Origin of the sequence: Gordonia sp. SL306, from assembly GCF_026625785.1 — a bacterium.
Lineage (GTDB): Bacteria > Actinomycetota > Actinomycetes > Mycobacteriales > Mycobacteriaceae > Gordonia.
Genome location: NZ_CP113063.1, coordinates 3,882,268 through 3,901,238 on the forward strand (window position 1 = coordinate 3,882,268; position 18,971 = coordinate 3,901,238).

At 67.1% G+C, this 18,971-nt stretch carries 16 protein-coding genes; 8 read left to right on the plus strand and 8 right to left on the minus strand.

Annotated features, from left to right (window positions below; all coding sequences use genetic code 11):
• Positions 1–6: 6 nt before the first annotated feature.
• Together OVA31_RS17815 and OVA31_RS17820 are read left to right on the plus strand one after the other, a co-directional pair.
• On the plus strand, positions 7–384 hold the full coding sequence (locus OVA31_RS17815; RefSeq protein WP_267627943.1) for a GntR family transcriptional regulator: 378 nt from the start codon (positions 7–9) through the stop codon (positions 382–384).
• A gap of 134 nt (positions 385–518) precedes the next feature.
• Positions 519–2,123: a BCCT family transporter gene (locus OVA31_RS17820; RefSeq protein ID WP_420714218.1), complete on the plus strand. Its 1,605-nt coding sequence runs from the start codon at positions 519–521 to the stop codon at positions 2,121–2,123.
• On the opposite strand, the gene OVA31_RS17825 is transcribed toward OVA31_RS17820, so the two are convergent.
• On the minus strand, positions 2,059–3,666 hold the full coding sequence (locus tag OVA31_RS17825; RefSeq protein WP_420714219.1) for a dolichyl-phosphate-mannose--protein mannosyltransferase: 1,608 nt from the start codon (positions 3,664–3,666) through the stop codon (positions 2,059–2,061). The two genes, OVA31_RS17820 and OVA31_RS17825, sit on opposite strands and share 65 nt — an antisense overlap.
• A 26-nt stretch (positions 3,667–3,692) precedes the next feature.
• On the opposite strand from OVA31_RS17825, the gene rsmI reads away from it, so the two are divergent.
• Positions 3,693–4,580 (plus strand): 16S rRNA (cytidine(1402)-2'-O)-methyltransferase, encoded by an 888-nt coding sequence (rsmI, locus tag OVA31_RS17830; RefSeq protein WP_267627945.1) that lies wholly within the window; start codon positions 3,693–3,695, stop codon positions 4,578–4,580.
• Here the strand turns inward: rsmI and OVA31_RS17835 are convergent.
• From OVA31_RS17835 to OVA31_RS17860, 6 genes are all read right to left on the minus strand, one after another.
• A complete protein-coding gene (locus OVA31_RS17835) occupies positions 4,510–5,787 on the minus strand; it encodes a helix-turn-helix domain-containing protein (protein WP_267627946.1) in 1,278 nt (425 codons plus the stop codon). The two genes, rsmI and OVA31_RS17835, sit on opposite strands and share 71 nt — an antisense overlap.
• Positions 5,788–5,946: 159 nt before the next feature.
• Positions 5,947–7,116 (minus strand): aminodeoxychorismate synthase component I, encoded by a 1,170-nt coding sequence (locus OVA31_RS17840; protein ID WP_267627947.1) that lies wholly within the window; start codon positions 7,114–7,116, stop codon positions 5,947–5,949.
• The gene (metG, locus tag OVA31_RS17845; RefSeq protein ID WP_267627948.1) at positions 7,113–8,693 is read right to left on the minus strand and encodes a methionine--tRNA ligase; all 1,581 of its coding nucleotides are present in this window, start codon (positions 8,691–8,693) and stop codon (positions 7,113–7,115) included. Before metG ends, OVA31_RS17840 begins: the two co-directional genes overlap by 4 nt.
• Before the next feature lie 120 nt (positions 8,694–8,813).
• Entirely contained in the window at positions 8,814–9,731 is a 918-nt protein-coding gene (locus tag OVA31_RS17850) for a hypothetical protein (protein ID WP_267627949.1), read from the minus strand.
• A 155-nt stretch (positions 9,732–9,886) separates the two neighbouring features.
• The gene (locus tag OVA31_RS17855) at positions 9,887–12,238 is read right to left on the minus strand and encodes a glycoside hydrolase family 65 protein (protein ID WP_267627950.1); all 2,352 of its coding nucleotides are present in this window, start codon (positions 12,236–12,238) and stop codon (positions 9,887–9,889) included.
• Positions 12,235–12,945 (minus strand): HAD family hydrolase, encoded by a 711-nt coding sequence (locus OVA31_RS17860; protein WP_267627951.1) that lies wholly within the window; start codon positions 12,943–12,945, stop codon positions 12,235–12,237. Before OVA31_RS17860 ends, OVA31_RS17855 begins: the two co-directional genes overlap by 4 nt.
• Before the next feature lie 135 nt (positions 12,946–13,080).
• On the opposite strand from OVA31_RS17860, the gene OVA31_RS17865 reads away from it, so the two are divergent.
• The 5 genes from OVA31_RS17865 to OVA31_RS17885 all read left to right on the plus strand — a co-directional run bounded on the left by OVA31_RS17865 (position 13,081) and on the right by OVA31_RS17885 (position 18,125).
• Entirely contained in the window at positions 13,081–13,953 is an 873-nt protein-coding gene (locus OVA31_RS17865) for a PhzF family phenazine biosynthesis protein (RefSeq protein WP_267627952.1), read from the plus strand.
• Positions 13,950–14,885, plus strand: coding sequence for a TatD family hydrolase (locus OVA31_RS17870; protein ID WP_267627953.1), 936 nt, complete (start codon positions 13,950–13,952; stop codon positions 14,883–14,885). The genes OVA31_RS17865 and OVA31_RS17870 overlap by 4 nt, the downstream gene beginning before the upstream one ends.
• Before the next feature lie 123 nt (positions 14,886–15,008).
• Complete coding sequence (locus tag OVA31_RS17875) at positions 15,009–16,139, plus strand: resuscitation-promoting factor (RefSeq protein ID WP_267627954.1); 1,131 nt, start codon at positions 15,009–15,011, stop codon at positions 16,137–16,139.
• Entirely contained in the window at positions 16,094–16,993 is a 900-nt protein-coding gene (rsmA, locus tag OVA31_RS17880; protein ID WP_420714068.1) for a 16S rRNA (adenine(1518)-N(6)/adenine(1519)-N(6))-dimethyltransferase RsmA, read from the plus strand. The genes OVA31_RS17875 and rsmA overlap by 46 nt, the downstream gene beginning before the upstream one ends.
• Positions 16,994–17,189: 196 nt before the next feature.
• Positions 17,190–18,125 (plus strand): 4-(cytidine 5'-diphospho)-2-C-methyl-D-erythritol kinase, encoded by a 936-nt coding sequence (locus tag OVA31_RS17885; protein ID WP_267627955.1) that lies wholly within the window; start codon positions 17,190–17,192, stop codon positions 18,123–18,125.
• A 32-nt stretch (positions 18,126–18,157) separates the two neighbouring features.
• Here OVA31_RS17885 and OVA31_RS17890 read toward each other — a convergent pair whose 3' ends face one another.
• Positions 18,158–18,877, minus strand: coding sequence for a glycoside hydrolase family 25 protein (locus tag OVA31_RS17890; protein ID WP_267627956.1), 720 nt, complete (start codon positions 18,875–18,877; stop codon positions 18,158–18,160).
• Positions 18,878–18,971 lie beyond the last annotated feature (94 nt).

The following is an 18,971-nucleotide window of genomic DNA, read 5'->3' on the forward strand; positions in this document are numbered from 1 at the left end:
GGCGACATGTCCGCAGACCTGGCGACCGCGTTGACGATCGACCACGACGGTGCCGAGCCCCCCTTCGAGCAGGTTCGAGCAGGTGTCATCGAGCTCATCGCACGCGGAGAACTCCTGGTCGGAGAGCGGATTCCGACAGTCCGACGGCTGGCCGCGGATCTCGGACTGGCGGCCAACACCGTTGCACGCAGCTATCGGGAACTCGAAGCGGCCGGCGTCATCGAGACGCGGGGCAGGCACGGCTCGTTCATCAAGTCGAGTCGTGACGCAACGCTTGACCAGGCGCAACAGGCGACGGTCGAGCACGTGAGATCGCTCCGGGACCTCGGCATCGACGACGCCACAATAGTCACATTGGTGACACAGGCTACCCGTTTGGGTTGAGAACCTGCATCAACCTTTGGTTGTGTTGACGGGTGACAACGGAACAGAAAGCGGTCAGAAGGCCCCGTATCGGCTTTGACCCGTGGGTGTTCGGGATCACCGCGGCCATCGTCGTCAGCTTTGTCGTGTGGGGAATGGTCGACTCCGACAGCCTGAACGCCTCGAGCACCAACGCCCTCGGCTGGATCACCGACAACATGGGGTGGTTGTTCATCCTGTCGGCGACCTTCTTCGTGGTCTTCGCCGTGTATCTGGCGGCCAGCAAGTACGGGCGTATCCCGCTCGGTCACGACGGCGACAAACCCGAGTACCGGACGATCAGCTGGATCGCCATGATGTTCAGCGCAGGCATGGGTATCGGACTCATGTTCTTCGGTGCCTACGAGCCGCTGTTCCACTTCGTCAACGCACCGCCCGGATACGACGCACGAGATGTGCAGATCGCCATGGCGACGACCATGTTCCACTGGGGTTTCCATCCCTGGGCGATGTATGCGGTCGTGGGCCTCGCGATCGCATACAGCACCTATCGGTGTGGTCGCGGACAGTTGATCAGTGCGGTCTTCGCCCCGTTGCTCGGCGGCCGGGAGAACGGGCCGATCGGCAAGGTGATCGACATCCTGGCCATCTTCGCGACGTTGTTCGGCACGGTGGCATCTCTCGGGCTCGGTGCGCTGCAGATCGGTTCCGGACTGGTGAAGGTCGGTTGGGTCGACGAGCCGTCGACGATGCTCCTGGTGGCGGTGATCGCGGTGCTGACCGCCGCCTTCGTCGCGTCCGCTGTGTCGGGTATCGCCCGTGGTATCCAGTGGCTGTCCAACATCAACATGGTGCTCGCGCTGATCCTGGCGATCTTCGTCTTCGTGGTCGGCCCGACGGTGTTCATCCTGAACCTGATGCCCACCACACTCGGCGCCTACCTCAACGACATCCCCAGTTTCTCCGCACGTTCGGGAGCCACCGTGGACGCGGACGGTCAGGACTGGCTGGCGTCGTGGACGATCTTCTACTGGGCGTGGTGGGTCTCCTGGACACCGTTCGTCGGATTGTTCCTCGCGAAGATCAGCAAGGGACGCACCATCCGCGAGTTCGTCATCGGTGTCATGGTGGTGCCGACCACCGTGTCGCTGGTCTGGTTCTGCATCTTCGGCGGTACCGCCATCCGGCAGGAGACCGACGGACTGAACCTGCCCGTGGACGATAGCGAGGCGACGTTGTTCGAGGTGCTGGCACACCTGCCCTGGACGGCGGTCGCGTCCGCGCTGGTCATGTTGTTGGTCGCGATCTTCTTCGTCTCCGGTGCCGACTCCGCGTCGATCGTGATGGGTTCGCTGTCGCATCGAGGGGCCCACGATCCGCCGAGATGGCTCACCATCTTCTGGGGTGTCCTCACCGGGACGGTCGCCGCGCTGCTGCTGGCCATCAGCGGAGACGACGGATTGACCGGACTGCAGCAGATGGCGATCATCGCCGCGCTGCCGTTCGTGGTGGTGATGATCCTGATGTGCTTCGCGCTGTTCCGGGACCTGCGCCGCGATCCGCTGATCGTCGCGCGGATGGAATTGCGCTCCGAGATCGACGAGCACATCCGGCAGCAGGCCACCGAGATCGCGACGAGCGAGTTCTCGGCCGTCGGCGGCTATGTCGAGGAGCCGGTCAGCGTCGACGAGCCACTCAACCCCAACTCGGAAGCCAGATCTGCTGATGCCACTGGGCAGGAGAGATCGCACCTGCCGTGAGGATCGGCCACAGCCAGATGAAGTTGGCCACCACGAGTCCGACGTAGATCGCGACGACGAGGATCGCGAGGGTCCGCCGTTCCGGCCGTGCCCTCGCCGTCGCGGTGGCAGCTCGCAACAGGTCACCGGTGCACAAGGCCAGCCCCATCACCAGGAAAGGTGCCATCGCGGTCGCATAGAAGAAGTACATTTGGCGGTCGAGGTCGGCGAACCAGGGCAGATAGCCTGCGGCATATGCGGTCACCACCGCGGCATACCGCCAGTCGCGGCGGACCAGGAACCGCCACACGCCCCACGCGAGCATCGGGAGCGCGAACCACCAGAGGGCGGGGGACCCGATCAACATCTGGGCACGGACGCACTCACCGCCGCCGCATTGGTCGGGACCGTTCTCGATCGCGTACAGCATGGGCCGCAGACTCATCGGCCACGTCCACGGCTTCGATTCCCACGGATGGTGATTGCCCGCCGAATTGGTCAGTCCCGCATGGAACTGCAGGATGCCCGCCTCATAGAACCAGAGGGAACGCCAGGCACCGGGAACCCATGCGAACGGCCCACCGATGCCGATCTGGTTGCCGACCTCATAGCGATACACCGCGGTCTCGCTGTTGAACCAGGGGATGAACGTGGCGAGGTAGATGAGCACCGGCATGGCCGCGAGACTCAGGCCGGATGGGATCAGATCGCGGCGCAGCACGCCGAGCCACGGGCGACGGACGTGATAGGCCGTGCGGGCCGCGACGTCGAAACCGATGGCGAGCACGGCGAAGAAGATCACGAAGTAGATGCCCGACCATTTGGTACCGCAGGCCAGGCCGAGCATGACGCCCGCGGTGAACCGATACCAGCGGAACCCCAGCCGTGGACCGTAGTCGCTGTCGCCCATCCGGCCCTCGACCCAGACACGATGCATCCGCGCGCGTACCTGGTCGCGGTCGGCGATCAGCGCCGTGAAGGCGGCGACGACGAAGGCCGCCTGGAAGATGTCCAGCATCCCCATCCGGGACTGGACGAACAGTACGCTGTCGCAGATCGCGAAGAGCCCGGCGATGGCGCCGACCAGCGTGGAGCGCGACATCCGTCGGACCGCGCAGTAGATCATCACGACGATCGCGACGCCGGCGATCGCCGGCGCGATCCGCCAGCCGACCGGGCCGTAGCCGAAGATCGACTCTCCGGCCGCCAGCAGCCATTTGCCGACCGGTGGGTGCACCACGAGCCCGTAGGCCGGGTTGTCCTCGATCCAATTGCCGCCGGCCAGCACCTGCCAGCCCTGCGGGACGTAGTGCTTCTCGTCGAAAACCGGAGTGCCCTGGTCGGTGGGATGGGCCAGACCCCAGAGCCTGGTCGCGGCGGCGACCACGGCGATGACCAGACCGACCAGGAGTCCTCGTCGTCGATCGGGAGCGCCGAACAGGGGGGTCGGGATCTCGGGTCCCGGCCGGGTGCCCAGATCCTCCGCGCGTCCACGATCGGCGGACGGGCCGCCCTCCTCGTCGGGACCTCGATCGAGGACGGCGGCGTTGGTCACCCGTCCGATCGTAGTGGTCACTCGTAAGCTGTCAGATGATGAACTCTCGGGAAGCCGCCGATTTGTCCGACGGCCATACGATCGACCCGGCCGGCCGGCTCGTCCTGGCGGCGACGCCGATGGGACAGGTCCATGATGCGTCGCCGAGGCTGCGCGCCGCTCTCACCTCGGCGGACATCGTGGCGGCCGAGGACACCCGCCGCGCGCGGAATCTCGCCGCGGCGCTCGATGTGGGGATCGGCGGAAGCCTCGTGAGCTACTACGACCAGGTCGAGGCGGCACGGACACCAGCGCTGGTGGATGCGATTGCCGGCGGGTCGACCGTGTTGCTGATCACCGATGCCGGGATGCCCTCGGTGAGCGATCCGGGTTTCAAGCTGGTCGCCGCCTGTGCCGACGCGGGGTTGCGGGTCACCTGTCTGCCGGGTCCCTCGGCGGTGACCACTGCACTCGCCGTCTCGGCGCTGCCGTCCGAACGGTTCTGCTTCGACGGATTCGCTCCGCGGCGTGCCGGTGCCCGCCGGGAGTGGCTGACGACGCTGCTCGACCAGCCGCGGACCACCGTGTTCTTCGAGTCGCCCCACCGTCTCGCGGACACCCTCGCGGACGCCACAGAGGTCTTGGGGCGCGATCGACGTGCAGCGGTGTGCCGCGAGCTCACCAAGACCTACGAAGAGGTCCGCCGCGGAACGCTCGCGGAGCTCGCCGACTGGGCCGCCGACGGTGTGAAAGGGGAGATCACCGTGGTCCTCGCGGGCGCGACTGCGCGGGTCCGTGACATGGCCGACCTCGTTGAGGAGGTCGAACAGCTCGTGGCCGACGGTGTCCGCCTCAAGGAGGCCTGTCAGGAGGTCACGCGGGGCGGCGGTGCTTCCCGGCGTGATGTCTATCAAGCGGTTCTGGCCCGTCGTCAGGAGTCGTGAGCCAGGCCTCGGCCGGATCGAGCGCGGATGCGTCCTCGGAGACATGAAGGGTCACGCCCGGGGCCAACCGGTAGGGGCGGCTGGTGAGCAGGGCGCCGACCGCACGTCGCAGCCGCGACATCTCCGCACGAACCGTCACCAAGTGCCCGGAATCGCCGAAGATCAATCGGCTCAATCGTGCCGAGGTGAGACCCGACTCCGACGCCTCGGCCAGCAGGAGCAGGATCTGGGCGTGCCGTCGCGTCAGGACGGTCTGCCAGTCGTCACCGTCGCCGGCCACGGTCAGCGTCGGTTCACCGCGTAGATCGAGTTCGGCGACAACGGGATTCGCGGGGCCGACGCGTCGCAGGAGCCATCCGGTGCCGATCTGCTGGGCGACACACGTCCCGATCCCCGGCACGAACTGATGGATGTCTTCCATTGGGGCGGCCACCGCGTCGGGCGCCGTACATCCGCGGCTGTCGGCCACCCAGCCGTCCGCGTCCACCAGGAGTGCCGGACCCCGGATGCCAGTCAGCCGTGCACCCGCATTCTTTCGCAGGTCGGCGAGAGAACGTGCGTGGGCGCCGGCGATCTCGTGCTCGCCGAGCGCTGCCATGCTGGCCGCGAACGCCGTCGACGACGGCTGCAGACCCTGCACCGGTCCGGCCAGGGAGACTATTCCGGTCAGCTGCCCGCTACGCGGATCGTGTATCGGCGCGGCGGCGCAATAGAGCGAATGCAGAGCATGATTGAAATGCTCCTGGCCGACGACACGGGTGGACCGGTGATCCGACATCACCAGCCCGACAGCCGTGGTCGCGGTCGATTCCTCGTCCCAGCGACTGCCCTCCACCAGTTCGAGGTGGTCGGCGACCCGCAGCCACCGCGAGGTCCCGCCACGCCACAGCAGGACACCGTCGGCGTCGAAGACGCCCATGAGCAGGTCAGGGTCGTCGGTGGTCTCGGCGAACACCCGTTGCAGGCGATGCGCGCCGTCGGCGAGTGCGTTGCGGTGGCGCCGGTCGTGGACCTCGCCGGGAGGCAGATGTCGCGGTGCATGTTTGTCGGCGTCGGCCCCGGTGTCGACCGCACGTTGCCACGAGGCGAGGACTTCCTTGCGGGCGGTGGGCACCGGGAGATCTCGGGTCACGTCGGCTTGAGACCGATCACCGAGGCTGCCGGCGTCGCCCGTACTCTCCGTACCTGGCAGTATGGATCGGCGCATGGTCTGACTCTACCCCAGATAGCGACATGCGAAAGGGTGCCTGTCGTGTCATCGACCGATGGGACGGACTTTGCGTCAAGCGGCGCTCAATTCACGACGAGCGTGCGTGTCGCTGCGTCGAACGGTCATCGTCCGGAGACGAATCCGAGCAGATCCCATTCACGGCGCGGTCGGTGTCGCCCCGACGATACTCGCGGCCTTGTCCAGGCACTCCTGCCATTCGCGGGCCGGATCCGAATCGATGGTGATCCCACCGCCCACCCCGAGGGTGGCCGTACCGTCCGGCGTCATCGCGACGGTACGGATCGCCACACTGAGATCGAGACCGTGTCCCGGGCCGGCCATGCCGATCGCGCCGCAGTAGACACCCCGTGGTGACGGTTCCCAATCCGCGAGCAGTTCGGCCGCGCGGATCTTCGGCGTCCCGGTGACCGACGCCGGCGGGAACGTCGCGCGCAACAACTCGTTGGTCCCGACGGCAGGGTCGACGATGGCCTCCACCCGCGACACCAGGTGCCACACCCCAGGGGCCGGTACCACCGAGAGCAGGTCTGCCACCCGGACCGTGCCGGTGACGGCGAGACGGCCGAGGTCGTTGCGTACGAGGTCGACGATCATCACGTTTTCCGCGACATCCTTCGCCGAGGCCGACAACGATTCCGGCGCCGCATCGGCCGGTACCGTCCCCTTGATCGGCGACGACGAGACGAGGTTGCCGGTCCGGCGTAGGAACGTCTCCGGCGAGAAGCTGGCCACGGTGCCCCAATCGCCTTGTAAATAGGCAGATTTCGCCGGCATCGTCGTTCCGGTGATCGACGCGAAGAACTCCAGTGGGTCGCCCTCGACGGTCCCGGTGAAGCGGGTGCACACGCAGGCCTGATAGACCTCGCCGGAGCGGATCGCCTCGAGGCACCGGTCGATGGCCGCGAGGTGCGATTCCGGCTCGGGCGGGACCCAGCTCGCCGACCACCGGTGCTCCACGGTATCGGCGGGCTCGCTCAGCGCGCGTTCGATCCATGGGGCACAGGCATTTCCGTGGATGCTCTCGTGACGCCACCGGCCGTCGCGGAGGATCAGTACCTCGTCGGTCAGCCCGCCGACCACGATCGGCAGTGGCGATTCGGTGGCGTGCACCGGAAATCCCAGATAGCCGAACCAGAACAGATCGGGGTCGTCGGGCGGCGCGAAGCCCGGGCGGAGCCCGATCGACGGCGCGATGACGGCGTCCGCGTCCCACCAGTCGCCGATCAGGGCGGCAGGCGGGGGCAGTCCGGCCGCGCGCGTGTGCGCGTGCAGCGCACGCAGGACGTCGAGCGCCGGAGCCGTCACGCCTCGTAGCGCGGGAAGATCGGCGTCGGCTTGGGCAACGAGGTGCCTGCGACGAGAGTGTCGGCGACGGCGGTGAACTGGCGATTGTCGGGATCGACGGCGAGCAGATCGAGCAGTCGGTTCGTCGACTCTGGCATCACCGGCTGGGCCAGCAGCGCGACGATGCGGACCACCTCGGCGCACACGTAGAGCACCGTCGCGGTGCGGTCGAGATCGGTTTTGGCCAGCTTCCAGGGCTCCTGGGAGGAGATGTAGCGGTTGGTGTCGGCGAGAACCGACCACAGCGCCTCGATCCCGAGATGGATCGCCTGGACGTCGAACTGGTCCCGCACTCTGGGCAACAATCCCGCGGCCTTCTCCAGCAGCGCGGCGTCCTCGGCGGTGTACGCGCCGGGGGCGGGGATCGCACCGTCGAAGTACTTGCCGATCATCGACAGACTGCGTTGTGCCAGGTTGCCGAACTCGTTGGCGAGGTCGGCGTTGATCCGGCTGACGATCGCGTCCGTCGAGTACGAGCCGTCCTGGCCGTAGGAGACCTCGCGAAGGAAGAAGTAGCGCACCGGATCGAGCCCGTACTCGTCGATGAGATTGTCCGGGTCGACGACGTTGCCGACCGATTTGCTCATCTTCTCGCCCTTGTTGAACAGGAAGCCGTGGGCGAACACGCGTTTGGGCAGTTCGATACCCGCGCTCATGAGGAAGGCAGGCCAGTAGACGCAGTGGAACCGGATGATGTCCTTGCCGATGATGTGCAGGTCGGCAGGCCAATACCGGTCGAATGTCGCCGTGTCGTCCGGGAAGCCAACGCCCGTCAGGTAGTTGGTGAGGGCATCGACCCACACGTACATGACGTGGTCGGGATGACCGGGCACCGGTACGCCCCAGTCGAAGGTGGTGCGCGAGATCGACAGGTCGGTCAGTCCGCCCTTGACGAAGCTGACGACCTCGTTGCGCCGCACGTCCGGACCCACGTACTCGGGGTGGGTCTCGTACAGCTCGAGCAGCTTGTCCTGATACGCCGACAACCGGAAGAAGTACGTCTGCTCCTCGGTCCAGGTCAGAACATGACCACTGTCGGCCGCGATGCGGTTGCCGCCCTCGTCGATGGCGGTGTCGGCCTCGGCGTAGAAGGTCTCGTCGCGGACGTCGTACCAGCCCGAGTACGTGTCCAGATAGATGTCACCGGTATCGGACATGCGTTGCCAGATGGCTTCGGAGGCGCGCTTGTGGTCGGCGTCGCTGGTCCGGATGAATCGATCGAAGCTGGATCCGAGCCGTTCCTGCAGCTCTTGGAAGCGATCGGAATTGCGCTTGGCCAGGTCCGCGGTCGGGATGCCTTCGGCCTCCGCCGTCTGCTGCATCTTCTGCCCGTGGACATCGGTGCCGGTGAGGAAGCGGACGTCGTAGCCGTCGAGACGTTTGAACCGGGCGAGCGCGTCGGTCGAGATGTACTCGTAGGCGTGACCGATGTGGGGAGCGCCGTTGGGGTAGGCGATGGCGGTCGTGATGTAGCACGGTTCGCCTGCGCCGTGCGAGGCGTGAACAGCGGATTCGGTGCGCGTCGGATCGTCGGTCATGGTGCCGCCAGAATACTTGGGTTGGCTCGCACTCCGCTGTCCGCCCCGGCCGCTGGTCACCTCATCTGTGGGTTCTCACCTTTGCCTACGCGAAGGTGAGAACCCACAGTTGAGGTGGTCCTACGCGGCTGGTCGCCGAAAGGTGCGGTCGAGGCGCGCGATCAGCGACGCCGGGCGGTCGACGTCGTGCCATCCCCAGTGGACGACGCGATTACCGAGTTCCACCAGCGCGTCGGTCCGCCCCTTCTCGTAGAGCATCAATGACTGTCCGTCTGGTCCCTCGTATTTGCACTTGCCGTCGCATTCGCCGACAGTTCGCTGCGCTTCCCAGTAGAAGTCGACCCGTGCCACCCACTCGCCCCGGCTGTCGTATAGGTCCACCTGCAGTGCAGGCATCGGCAACCCGCCGTCGACCAACTCGATCCGACTGCGGGACTCCAACACCGATTCCGCGAGCCCGTTCATCTCCGGCACGACACGGCGGGCGCGTGAGGCACCGCTCATCCGGCCGATCAGATCGAGTTCGTCAGCAAGATCGTCAGCCGTGCAGAGACCGGCATGCAGGGCCGCGTCGCCGACCGCGATGGCAGGGATGCGGGGCGCCGTCCGCGCAACGTCGACCACGGCTCGGGCCGCTGTGATCACCGGAACGCCGTCGACAGTCTCGATTGCCGGTGGGCGTCGGTCGGTGACCAACTTCATGACCGACGTCGTGCGTGTTCCCGGCGTGCGTCGGCGATCTGCGACAACGACCCGATCCGTGTCGAGACCCCAGACGGGCAGTCCCCACGCGGCGACTGCCGAGACCCCGGCCAGTGCACGTCCGGTCGCCGGAGCTCGGCGGATCCAGGCCCGCGCGAGCTCCCGGTGGCGGTGTTCCGCCGTGCCGTCGAGAGTGCCCGCGGGCACGAAGACCCCGGGTGCGAGGGTCTCGAGTTGGCCGGTCCGAGTCGCTGCACGCAGGTCGGCGTCGGTGTACCCGGCGACGATGAGTTCTTGCCTGTTGACGGCGTGGTGGAACCTGGTGAAGTCGTCCATGGGTATTGGACGTTCGGGCGCTGAGTCTGGCTCCGCCCAATCGGACGCCGTGGCAACCACCCCATCTGTGGGTTCTCACCTTCGCCCACGCGAAGGTGAGAACCCACAGATGGGGTGATTGCGTCACGCCGGCGCGGGGCGAGCCGGGCGCCCGGTCACTCCACGCGGCGGTAGGGCTCGCATCCCGGTGGCGCCTTGGGTGCCTCACGCTTGTCGAGTTCCAGGATCGGCTTGCTGACCGGGGCCGAGTCGAGGGTGAACTTCTCCCCGTGGTGGGCGAGATCGATCGGCGGACCGGACAACAGGCGATAGGTCGCGGTCTCGCGATCGATGGCCACCACGATCTTCGATTCGCGCACGGTCATCCGGAACGAGAGGTAGGTGAGCCGGTTGGGCAGCCGCGGCGCAAACGTGATCTTGCCGCCGAAATCGCGCATTCCACCGAACCCGGCGACGCAGTCCGTCCAGGCCCCGGCCAGCGCGGCGATGTGCAGCCCGCTCGAGACGTTGCTGTGCAGATCGTGCAGGTCGGTGAACACCGACTCACACATCAGGTCGTAGGACAGATCGAGGTAGCCGACCTCGGCGGCGACCACCGCTTCACAGCAGGCCGACAGCGACGAGTCGCGAACCGTCAGCGGGTAGTAGTAGTCGAAGTTGCGGATCTTCTGCTCCGGGGTGAACGACGATCCGAAGTTGTACATGGCGAACACGAGATCGGCCTGTTTCACCACCTGTTTGCGATACAGGTCGTAGTACGGATAGTTCAGCAGCAGTGGGTATTTACCCACCGACGACTCGAAGTCCCACGCACCGAGGAGCGTGAAGGACTCGCATTGCTGGTGCACCCCGAGATCTTTGTCGAACGGGATCGACATGTCGTCGGCACAGGATTCCCAGTGGGCGGCCTCGGCGACGGTCACCCCGAGTTCCCGTGCCACGTCGGGCCTCCGGTGCACGGCGGCCACCGCGTCCCGAAGATTCTGCTGCGCAGCAAGATTGGTGAACACATTGTTGTTCACCACCGCGGTGTACTCATCCGGGCCGGTCACGCCGTCGATGCGGAACTTCCCATTGACGTCATGGTGACCGAGGCCCGCGAACAGCCGGGCGGTCTCCACCAGCAGTTCGACGCCACACTCGGCCTCGAACTGTTCGTCGTTGGTGGCACGTAGGTAACGGGCGGTGGCGTTGGCGATGTCGGCGCTGACGTGCACGCCTGCGGTGCCGGCCGGCCAGTATCCCGAACACTCGTCGCCATTGATGGAGCGCCAGGGGAACATCGCACCGCGCTGCCCGAGCTCGGCGGCCCGGCTCTTGGCCTTGTCCATCGTGGCGTGGCGCCATCGGAGCTCTTCGCCGGCCGCGGCCGGCACCGTGTAGGTGAGCATCGGCAGGATGAAACTCTCGGTGTCCCAGAAGGTGTGGCCGTCGTAGCCGGGACCGGTGAGGCCCTTGGCGGGGATCGCGCGGGACTGTCCGCGCGCACCCGCCTGCAACACGTGGAACAGTGCGAACCGCACGGCCTGCTGCAGTTCGGGATCGCCGTCGAGCTCCACATCGGCGTCGCGCCAGAAGTCCTCGAGATAGTTGATCTGATCGGCCTTCAGTGCGTCCCAACCGGTTTCCATCGCCATCGCGAGCGCGGCGTCGACCTGAGCACGCAGGGCGGGGACCGACCGCCGAGCCGACCAGCCGTAGCCCATGAACTTGGTCAGCGACAGCTTGGTGCCCTGCGGCACGTTCGCGGCGACGGTCAGCCGCGCGAGGTCGGAGTCGGCACGGATGAAAGCGTCGGCCTTGTCGGGGAAGTCGATCTCGTGGTCCATCCCGGCGGCCACGTGCAGGCCCGACCGCTTGGTGTGATGGACGAGCATGCCCCAGTAGTTGCGGCAGGCGGAGAGGTCGGAGACGAGTGGCTGGTCGAGTGCGGCCGCCAGACGCGGATCGTTGCCCGGTGCGGGGACGGGTTCGTTGGCGAGCAGATCCGACTGCAGCACGAGCTTCATGTCCTCGCCGATCGGTTCCACCTCGTAGTGGATGGCGGCGATGGTGCGCTTGGTGAACGACACCAGCCGCTCCGAGCGGATCCGGACGGTGCGGCCGGTAGGGGAGGTCCACAGGGTGTTCCGCCGGAGGGTGCCGGTGCGGAAATCGAGGATGCGCTCATGCTCCTCGGTGCGGCCGTAGCGCAGATCCATCGGCTCGTCCTCGACGAGCAGGCGGATGATCTTGCCGTCGGTCACGTTCACCACGGTCTGCCCGGATTCCGGGTAGCCGTAACCACTTTCGGCGTAGGGCAGACCACGCAGCTCGTAGAAGCCGTTCAGATAGGTGCCGGGATGGTCGACGGGTTCGCCCTCCTCGAACGACCCGCGCAGACCGATGTGCCCGTTCGACAACGCGAACAGCGTCTCGGTGCGGCCGAGGACGTCGACGTCGATGCCCCGCCAGCGCAGCTGCCACGGGTGGACGTCGAAACCGTGTTCCATCGCGCCCGGGTTCATGCGGGGAGCAATTCGTCGAGATCGTTGACGACGACGTCGGCGCCGGCCGCCCGCATCGCATCGGCCTGTCCGCCACCGACCCGGTCGATGGCGACCACGTAGCCGAACTTCCCGGCCACCGCCGCCTCCACTCCCGAGATCGCGTCCTCGAAGACGACGGCCCCGGCGGGTGTGACTCCCATCAGCTCGGCGCCCAGCAGGAACGAATCGGGCGCCGGCTTGCCGGGCAAACCCCGTGACGCGGTTTCGAGTCCGTCAACCCGCACCTCCACGTATTCGCTGAGGCCTGCGGCATCCAGCACGGCTGCTCCATTCTTCGATGACGTGACGACGGCAATGCGTAACCCTGCCTGCCGCGCCGCTTTCAGGTAGCGCACCGAGCCAGGGTAGGGATCGACACCGTCGCGCTCCAGCGTCGCGGTGAAGAGTTCGTTCTTGCCCTCACCGATCGCGGCGAGGGTCTCGGCGGGGACGTCGTCGATCTGCCGGGAATGCAGGAAGGCCCGCACACCGTCCTCACGGCGGCGACCGTCGACGTAGTCGAGATAGTCCTGCTCGGTGAATTCGTCGAAACCGTCGGGATCCCGCTCGGACAGGAACGCGTCGAACGCCTGTTTCCAGGCATTGCGGTGCAGGACGGCAGTGGACGTCAACACTCCGTCGAGGTCGAACAGCGCGACCGTCATGGCATCTGGCAATCCCAACACGGTTGGAACGCTACCTGTCCGAGCGGTGGCTGGCGCGCCATGCGAGAGGTTCGTGTGTCGGTCGTCGACGTGTGCGCGGTCGGGCCCGGCCAAAACTCGGTTGGCCCCTGCGGCTCTCGCCGCCAAGATGGATGCATGACCCGTCGATTCGCCCAAGTGGATGTGTTCTCGTCGATCCCCGTCGCAGGTAACCCGGTTGCCGTCGTCGTGGACTCCGATGGTCTGACCGACGAGCAGATGGCCGCCTTCGCGCGGTGGACCAATTTGTCGGAGACCACCTTCTTGTTGCCGCCGGAGAGTTCCGACGCCGACTACCGGCTCCGGATCTTCACGCCGGCCGGCGAGCTGCCGTTCGCCGGACATCCGACACTGGGCTCGGCACACGCCTGGCTGGAATCGGGTGGGAGCCCGGCGGGCGACCGGATCATCCAGGAGTGCGGGATCGGCCTGGTCCCGATCCGTCGGGAGCAGATCGGTCCCGACGATGCGGGTGCGGAGCGCACCCGCCTCGCCTTCGCGGCGCCGCCACTGAGTCGGTCCGGACCGGTGGACGCCGACCTGGTCGCCGACGTGATCGCGGCGCTCCGACTCGAGCCCTCCGACGTCGTCGACGCGCAATGGGTCGCCAACGGTCCCGACTGGATGGCGCTGATGCTGACCTCAGGGCAGCGGGTCGTCGAGGTGGAGCCGGACATGGTAGCCCTCGGGACGCACGAGGTCGGCCTGGTCGGGCCCTACCCCGACGGGCTGCCCGGCGAACCAGAAGTGGACTTCGAGGTCCGTGCCTTCGCGCCCGGCTTCGGGATCGCCGAGGATCCCGTGACCGGCAGCCTCAACGCCGGGATCGCCGTCTGGCTCCGGCGCGACGGTCTCGCCCCGGCGTCCTACGTCGCTGCCCAGGGGACCGCGCTCGGCCGCTCCGGACGTGTGCACGTCACCGACGACGGGACCGACATCTGGGTGGGGGGTGCGACCACCACGGTCATCGCTGGCACAGTGGTGCTGTGAGTCAGACGCCAGCGACCGGCGACACCGGGACGGTTTCCGACGGCAATCCGGAAGGTCGGGGATCGGCCGAGACCGAGAGCAACAAGGCGGCGCGCAAGCGGCGCAGGCGTGAGCCGCCGCCCGACCCCGCGCCGTTGCCGGGTCTCGTCGACGCCCACACACATCTCGCGGCCTGCGGTGGGCGAGACCCCGATGCCGTCCGAGCGATCCTCGACCACGCCGAGAGCGTCGGTGTGCAGCAGGTGGTGACCGTGGCCGATGACATGGTCGATGCCCGGTGGGCGATGGATGCGGCGCAATGGGATCACCGGGCGTTCGCCGCGGTGGCGCTGCACCCGACACATGCCGCCGAGCTCGACGACGATGCGAAGGCCGAGCTCGAACAGATGGTCGCCGACCCGAGGGTCGTCGCGGTGGGGGAGACCGGCCTGGACTACTACTGGCCCGGCAAGTCCGAATCGTGCGCGACTCCGGCGGAACAGGCGGAGGCGTTCGGATGGCACATCGATCTGGCCAAGCGGATCGGCAAGCCGCTGATGATCCACAACCGTGAGGCCGACCGCGATCTGCTCGACATCCTGGCCGCCGAGGGCGCTCCCGAGTCCGTGATCATGCACTGCTTCTCCGGTGACCTAAATGTTGCACGCGAATGTGTCGAGCGTGGCTTCATACTCAGCTTCGCGGGCACGGTGAGTTTTGCGAATGCCGAGGAATTGCGCGCCGCGGCCGAGATCGTGCCCGACGATCAGATCCTCGTCGAGACGGATGCACCCTTCCTGACGCCGCATCCCTACCGTGGCCAGCCAAATCAGTCGTATTGCCTGCCGTACACGGCGCGCGCGCTTGCGCGGGTGCGCGGCGTCGACGACGCGGCGATGGCCGGGATCCTCGGTGCGAACGCGCGCCGAGTGTATGGACTGCCTTTGCGGTAATAGCGCCTGTTCGTTATCGTATTGTGATCCCGCTGCCATGGGCAGCGATTTCGAACGGGTGGGCCAGGGGGTCCGGGGGTTTGAGTCGCTGGTGCAGCGAGGACGATTTTGTCCCCAACCAGGATGTTCATCTTGTCTGTTCTCGCGCGCATCAATCATTCACAGTCCACCCGTGCCCGGGTCGCCGTCGGCGCAGTGCTGGCGACCCTCACCGCCGGTGGTGTCATGGGGATCGCCATGCACAAAGACGTGAAGATCAATGTCGACGGGCAGGTCAAGAACGTCTCGACGATGTCGATGTCGGTGGACTCGGTGCTGCGTTCGCAGGGCTTCGACCCGGCATCCGGCGATCATGTGGTCCCCGCCCTCGGCTCCGGGGTCAGCGATGGGCAGACCATCACATTCAACCGGAAGAAGACCGTCACCCTCGATGTCGACGGTGCGCGCAAGGAGATCCAGACGACGGCCTCCAGCGTTCCGCAGTTGCTCGCCGATCAGGGGTTGGCCGGCGGTTCCAACGACACCAATTTCCCGCGGGCGGGCGCTCTGCCCGTCGACGGTGGGGTCATCGACGTCACCATGCCCAAGCGGGTCAGCCTCACCGACGGCTCGGTCAGCTACAAGCCCGTCGTCGCTGCGAAGACCGTCGGTGACCTGCTCGCCGAGACCGGTAAGCCGCTCGCCGGCGACGACAAGGTGGTCCCGGCCGCCGACACCCCGGTCACCCCGAACATGAAGATCAAGGTCACCCGTATCCGCACCATGGATTCCACCGTGACCGAGCATGTCGCGCCGCCGGAGGTCAAGAAGGAAGACCCGACGCTGGTCCGCGACAAGAAGGTGGTCCTGAAGCAGGGCAAGCCGGGCGAGCAGAAGGTCACCTACAAGCTCACCATGGTCAACGGCAAGGTGGTCAAGCGCGACAAGGTCGACGCCGAGGTTCTCACCGCGCCCCTCGCGGCCACCGTCAAGATCGGGACCAAGGAGGGTGCGCCCGACGTGCCGGTCGGCTCCGTGTGGGATCAGCTCGCGCAGTGTGAGGCCACCGGCAACTGGGCGATCAACAGTGGCAACGGTTTCTACGGTGGTGTGCAGTTCGACCAGAACACCTGGGAGCGGTGGGGCGGCCTCGAGTACGCTCCTCGCGCCGATCTCGCGACGCGTGAAGAGCAGATCGCCGTCGCGTCCAAGACCCAGGCCGCGCAGGGATGGGGCGCCTGGCCGTCCTGCTCCTCGAAGCTGGGCCTGAACTGACCGACGACGCGCCGCGGCTGCTCGGGCCTGCGCAGATCCGTCGGCTCGCCGCCGAACTCGGCATCCGGCCCACCAAGACCCTGGGCCAGAACTTCGTCCACGACGCGAACACGGTGCGCCGGATCGTCGCCGAATCGGGCGTCGGCGCCGACGACATCGTCTTGGAGGTCGGTCCCGGTCTGGGCTCGCTGACCCTGGCGCTGCTGGGGACCGCAGGCCGTGTGATCGCGGTGGAGATCGACCCGACGCTGGCCGGTCGGCTTCCCTCCACCATCGAGGAGTACGCGCCCGCCCAGGCGGAATCCTTCGGGGTGATCACCGCAGACGCGATGTCGGTGACGCGCGACGACCTGCCGGTCGCCCCGACGGCGCTCGTCGCGAATCTGCCCTACAACGTCGCGGTGCCCGTGCTGCTCCACCTGCTCGCCGAATTTCCCAGTATCGCAACGGCTTTGGTGATGGTTCAGGCCGAGGTGGCGGATCGTCTCGCGGCCGGCCCCGGCAGTCGGGTGTATGGGGTACCGAGCGTCAAAGCGCGCTACTACGGCACGGTGGCCCGCGCCGGCGCGGTCGGGCGCAATGTGTTCTGGCCGGAACCGAAGGTCGAGTCCGGCCTGGTACGCGTCGAGCGCACCGACACCTACGCCGACGATGCGGCGATCCGCCTGAAGGTGTTCGCGGTCATCGATGCCGCCTTCGCGCAGCGCCGCAAGACCTTGCGATCGGCGCTGGCGACCTGGGCGGGCAGCGCTCCCGAGGCCGAGCGGCGGTTGCGTGCGGCCGGGATCGACCCCGGTCTGCGTGGCGAACGGCTCGATGTGGACGACTTCGTCCGACTCGCGTCGATCGACTGACCTGGCGACCCAGCCAGACCCCCCGATCCCGCCGACAGCAACCGGAATCCCGCCGACAGCAACCCCGATCCTGCCGACAGCAACCGGAATCTCGCCGACAGCAACCGGAATCTCGCCGACAGCAACGCCGATCTCGCCGACAGCATCACGAGTCGCGTCCACCCGACTGCCCGCGCGTCCATTAGGCTCGTTACCTGTGTCTCGAGCCTCGTTGTCGGTGGTGTCCGACGCGGTCACCGTGCGTGTACCGGCCAAGGTGAATCTGTACCTCGGCGTGGGTCCGCTCCGCGATGACGGTTACCACGATCTCGTCACCGTCTTCCAGGCGCTGTCGCTCTACGACGACGTGCGGCTGAGTCCGGCCACCGAACTCCGTGTCGCCACCACCGGCGAAGGCGCCACCGACGTACCGGCCGACGGCACCAACCTCGCCGCGTTGGCGGTCACGGAGGTGGCGCGGCGGGCCGGACGCACCCCGAAGGTCGCCATCGACGTGACGAAGCGGATCCCGGTCGCAGGTGGGATGGCCGGCGGCAGCGCCGACGCGGCGGGCGCACTGGTCGGCGCCGACAAGCTGTGGGGTCTCGAACTCGAGCGTCCGGAATTGTCGGAGATCGCGGCCGGGTTGGGCAGCGACGTACCCTTCGCCCTGCACGGCGGCACGGCGCTCGGTACCGGTCGCGGCGAGCAACTGATGCCGATCCTGGCACGCGGTCAGTTCCATTGGGTGCTGGCGATGTCGAAGTCGGGGTTGTCGACGCCTGCCGTCTATCGGGAGCTGGATCGGTTGCGGGAGAGCCGGTCTGATTCCGACATCGTCGCCGAGCGTCCGGATGCGTTGATGGCGGCGCTGACCTCCGGCGATCCGAGCGTGGTCGCGCCGTTGCTGCGCAACGATCTTCAGCCCGCGGCGCTGAGTCTGCAACCGGCCCTGCGTCGTACCCTGCGAGCGGGCGTCGATGCCGGCGCACTCAACGGGATCGTCTCAGGGTCCGGGCCGACGTGCGTGTTCCTCTGCGCCGATGAGGCCTCGGCGGTCGACGTCGCCGCCGAACTGTCGGGTGCCGGGGTTGCACGGGCTGTGCGGACCGCCAACGGTCCGGTGCCCGGTGCACGAGTTGTCACCGAGTAGCGCCCCGGCAGGTCGCCCGTCGACTGATCGGGTCAGCTCCCGAAGACGTTGATCGCGTTGCCGTACGCGCGCAATGACGCGATGGAGCCGTTGTACCGGTTGAGGTCGACCCGGGTCGGCACGCCCGGCAGCCTCCCGGAGTCGGTGAACTGCCAGAACCTCCATGTCCGCCAGCCACCCCGCGGCATCTCCGGTGCGCCGCGTCCGTTGTACGACGCGATCCAGAGCGGGTGGTCGCCGAACTCGCGGGTGGCGCCCATGGCGGTGTTCCAGAATCGCGGGTACGTGTAGAGGATCGTCTTTCGGCCGGTCAGGGGTTCGAGGACCGCGAAGAACTCCCTGACCCAGGCAGCGAGCGCACGAGGACCGAGACCCCCGGAATGTTCGAGATCGAGTACCGGCGGGAGGTCGAGGATGCCGTTCTGGCCGAGCACGACCGTTGCGTAGAACGCCGCCTGCTGAGCCGCGGAACGGGTCGGGTCGGCATAGTGATATGTCCCCCGGACCAGGCCGGCGGCCCGCATCGCCAGGCTGTCCTGGACGAAATACGGATTGACGTACCAGGTGGATTCGGTCGCCTTCACCATCGCCAGCTGCTGACCAGACGCGCGAACCGCGAACCAGTTGATGGATGCGCCACCCGGATGCTGATGGCTGGAGACGTCCGGGCCGACCTGCGGAGCCCCGACCGCCACCGGCGCAGAACCCATCGCGCCGGCGAGACCGACGGCACCGGCGATGATTGTGGTCATGATCGATCGTCGAAGGATCACGGCTTCACGCTAGGGGAGATGCGCTGACCTCGCAGTCCGATTGGGTACTTCGATCGTGATCGGATGGGTAATG